The organism is Betaproteobacteria bacterium (genome assembly GCA_016791345.1).
Lineage (GTDB): Bacteria > Pseudomonadota > Gammaproteobacteria > Burkholderiales > JAEUMW01 > JAEUMW01.
Genome location: JAEUMW010000142.1, coordinates 1 through 4075 on the forward strand (window position 1 = coordinate 1; position 4075 = coordinate 4075).

The following is a 4075-nucleotide window of genomic DNA, read 5'->3' on the forward strand; positions in this document are numbered from 1 at the left end:
ATGCCCTCCTCGGCCAGCTGATCCGGCCCCCACACGCTGAACCACCAGTCGGCGCCGAAGTCCTCGTCCACCTTGCGCATGGCGCGGCGAAAGTCGAGCGCCTGCTGAATCGATTCCTCCACCAGCGCGGTGCCGCCGGGCGGCTCCATCATCGCCGCCGCCACGTCGCAGGAGGCGATGATCGCGTACTGCGGGCTGGTCGACGTGTGCATGAGGTAGGCCTCGTTGAACACATCGCGATCGAGGCGCCGCGTCGCGGAATCCTGCACGAGGATCTGCGACGCCTGCGAGAGGCCCGCCAGCAGCTTGTGCGTCGATTGCGTGGAGATCACCATCGATTCGCGGCAGGCCGGGCGGTCGCGGCCGATCGCGTGCATGCCGGCGTAGAACGGGTGGAACGCCGCGTGCGGCAGCCATGCCTCGTCGAAGTGGAGCGTGTCGATGTGGCCGTCGAGCATCGCCTTGATGGTCTCGACGTTGTAGACGACGCCGTCGTAGGTGCTCTGCGTGATGGTCAGGATGCGCGGTTTGCCGCCCTCGCGCGCGAGCGGGTTCGCGTTGATCTTGCGCAGGATGTTCTCCGGCTTGAACTCCGCGAGCGGAATCGGCCCGATGATGCCGAAGTGGTTGCGCGTCGGCATCAGGAACACGGGCACGGCGCCGGTCATGGTGATCGCGTGCAGCACCGACTTGTGGCAGTTGCGGTCCACCACGACGACGTCGCCGGGCGCCACGGTGGAGTGCCAGACGATCTTGTTCGAGGTCGACGTACCGTTGGTGACGAAGAACAGGTGATCGCAGCCGAAGATCCGCGCCGCATTGCGCTCGCTCGCCGCCACCGGACCGGTGTGGTCGAGGAGCTGGCCGAGCTCGTCGACCGAGTTGCACACATCCGCGCGCAGCATGTTCTCGCCGAAGAACTGGTGGAACATCTGCCCGACCGGGCTCTTCAGGAACGCCACGCCGCCCGAATGCCCCGGGCAGTGCCACGAGTACGAGCCGTCCTGCGCGTAGTGCGTGAGCGCCCGGAAGAACGGCGGCGCGAGACTGTCCAGATACACGCGCGCCTCGCGCACGATGTAACGTGCGACGAACTCCGGTGTGTCCTCGAACATGTGGATGAAGCCGTGCAACTCGCGCAGCACATCGTTCGGGATGTGGCGCGAGGTGCGCGTCTCACCATAGAGGAAGATCGGGATGTCGGCGTTGCGCCAGCGGATCTCTTCCACGAATGCGCGCAGGTCGGCCACCGCCTTGTCCGCCTGCTCCGGCGAGCTGAACTCCTCGTCGTCGATCGACAGGATGAAGGCAGAGGCGCGGCTCTGCTGCTGTGCGAAGCTGGAGAGATCGCCGAAGCTGGTGACGCCGAGCACCTCCCAGCCTTCGTCCTCGATCGCCTTGGCGACGGTGCGGATCGACAGCCCGCTCGCGTTCTCGGAGCGGAAGTCCTCGTCGATGATGATGACGGGAAAGCGGAAGCGCATGGTCGTGGGCAGGCCGGGCCGGTTCGGCGGTGGCGGAATGCTCCCAGCGAACCCCGGCTCCGTCAAGCCCGAATCCGGGCGCGCGCCCTAGGCCCTGGGCGGGCGGGTGACGCGCCGGAACAGCACTGCGATCTCGCCGACGATGCCACGCCGGAACAGCAGTACGCAGACGACGAAGATCACCCCCTGCGCCACCAGCGTCCAGCGCCCGAAAACGGCCGCGTTCTGCAGCACGACCACCAGCGCCGCGCCCACGAGCGGGCCGAATACGGTGCCGAGCCCGCCCAGCAAGGTCATCAGGACGACCTCGCCCGACATGTGCCAGTGCACGTCGGTGAGCGACGCCAGCTGCAGGACGAGGCATTTCATGGCGCCGGCGAGCCCCGCCAGCCCCGCCGACAGGGTGAAGGCGAGGAGCTTCACGCGGTCGACGTCGTAGCCGAGCGAGACGGCCCGCGGTTCGTTCTCGCGGATCGCCTTCAGCACCTGGCCGAAGGGCGAGTGGATGGCGCGGTAGACGATCCAGAATCCGGCCGCGCAGATCGCGAGCACGACGAAATACAGGTTGAGGTCGCTCGACAGGTCGAGAATGCCGGCAAGCCTGCCGCGGGGAATGCCCTGCAGTCCGTCCTCGCCGCCGGTGAAACTGAGCTGGATCCAGACGAAATACATCATCTGCGCCAAGGCGAGCGTGATCATGGCGAAGTAGATGCCGGCGCGGCGGATGGCGAGGCTGCCGAAGACCCAGCCGAGCGCGACGGCGAAGGCGGTGCCGGCGAGAATGCCTGTCACGGGTCCCGCGCCCAGATCCTTGCACAGATAGCCGGTGATGTAGGCCGCGCCGCCGAAGAAGGCCGCGTGCCCGAACGAGAGCAGTCCGGAATAGCCGAGCAGCAGGTTGAAGGCCGTCGCGAACAGCGCGAAGCAGAGGATCTTCATGAGCAGCACGGGATACACGCCGAGGAACGGCGCCGCCACCAGCGCCGCCAGCAGCAGCGCCATGACGCGGTAGTCGCGCGCCATCGCCGCCCGCCCCTCGCGGCCGGCGGTCATCGGCTGCGCCCGAAGAGCCCGGCGGGCCGCAGCAGCAGCACGATCACCATGATGAGAAAGATGATGGTGGCGGAGAACTCCGGGAAATAGACCTTGGTCAGCCCTTCGATCAGACCGAGGCCGAGGCCGGTGACAATCGAGCCGAGGATCGACCCCATGCCGCCGATCACCACCACCGCGAACACGACGATGATGAGCTTGGACCCCATGTCGGGGCTCACCTGGAACACCGGCGCGGCGAGCACCCCGGCGAATGCCGCCAGCGCCACGCCGTAGCCGTAGGTGAGCGTGATCAGCAGCGGCACGTTCACGCCGAACGACTGCAGCAGCTTCGGGTTCTCGGTACCTGCGCGCAGGTAGGCGCCAAGCCGCGTGCGCTCGATCAGGAACCAGGAGACGAGACACATCGCGATCGACGCGACCACCACCCACGCCCGGTAGTTCGGCAGGAAAACGAAGCCGAGATTGGTACCGCCCGCGAGCACATCCGGGATGTCGTAGCTCTGGCCCGAGCTGCCGAACTCGTTGAAGAAGATGCCTTCGATGATGAGCGCGAGCCCGAAGGTGAGCAGCAAGCCGTAGAGATGATCGAGGTGATACAGGCGCCGCAGCATCGTGCGCTCGAGCACCACGCCGATCGCGCCCACCAGCAGTGGTGCGACGAGCAGCGCCCACCAGTACGACAGGCCGAACTTCGTGAGGCCGATCCACGCGAAGAACGCGCCCATCATGTACTGGGCGCCGTGGGTGAAGTTGATGATGTTGAGGAGCCCGAAGATGATGGCAAGCCCCAGGCTCAGCACGGCGTAGAACGAGCCGTTGATGAGCCCCACCAGCAGCTGGCCGAAGAGACCCTGCAGCGGAATGCCGAAGATCTCGATCATCGCGCGCCCTCTCGCTGCGGCCTCACCCGTCGTGCCGTGCTACTTCTTCACCAGCGGGCACTTGCTCTGCGACAGCGGCGTGAACGCCTGCTCGCCCGGCACCGTCTGCACGACGTTGTAATAGTCCCACGGCTGCTTCGAGTCCGCCGGCTTCTTCACCTGGAAGAGGTACACGTCGTGCACGTGCAGCCCGTCTTCGCGGATCTTCCCGTTCTTCGCGAAGAAGTCGTTCACCGGGGTTGCTCTCATCTTCTCCATCACCTTGGCCGTGTCGTCGCTGCCAGCGGCCTTGATGGCATTGAGATAGTGCATCGTCGCGGAGTAGTCGCCCGCCTGCACCATGGTCGGCATCTTCTTGTGGCGCTCGAAAAATTTCTTCGACCAGGTGCGCGCGGCATCGTCCCTGTCCCAGTAGAACGACTCGGTGACGTAGAGATCCTGCGCCGCCTTGAGCCCCACGCTGTGCACGTCGGTGATGAAGATGAGCAGACCGGCGAGCTTCTGCTTCGGCGTGATGCCGAACTCCGCCGCCTGCTTGATGGAATTCTGCGTGTCGGTGCCGGCATTGGCCAGCCCGATCACCTTCGCACCCGAGGCCTGCGCCTTGAGCAGGAAGGAGGAGAAATCCTGACCGGGGAACGGATGGCGCACCGA

At 66.0% G+C, this 4075-nt stretch carries 4 protein-coding genes; all 4 read right to left on the reverse strand.

The window, feature by feature from the left end:
* Nucleotides 1-1484 (reverse strand): lysine decarboxylase (locus JNK68_05880; GenBank protein MBL8539884.1); only part of this gene is annotated, 1484 nt, incomplete at its 3' end.
* 87 nt (nt 1485-1571) lie between these two features.
* The gene (locus JNK68_05885) at nt 1572-2507 is read right to left on the reverse strand and encodes a branched-chain amino acid ABC transporter permease (GenBank protein ID MBL8539885.1); all 936 of its coding nucleotides are present in this window, start codon (nt 2505-2507) and stop codon (nt 1572-1574) included.
* Between the two features lie 26 nt (nt 2508-2533).
* A complete protein-coding gene (locus JNK68_05890) occupies nt 2534-3418 on the reverse strand; it encodes a branched-chain amino acid ABC transporter permease (protein ID MBL8539886.1) in 885 nt (294 codons plus the stop codon).
* Between the two features lie 42 nt (nt 3419-3460).
* On the reverse strand, nt 3461-4075 hold a 615-nt coding region (locus tag JNK68_05895; GenBank protein MBL8539887.1), incomplete at its 5' end, for an ABC transporter substrate-binding protein.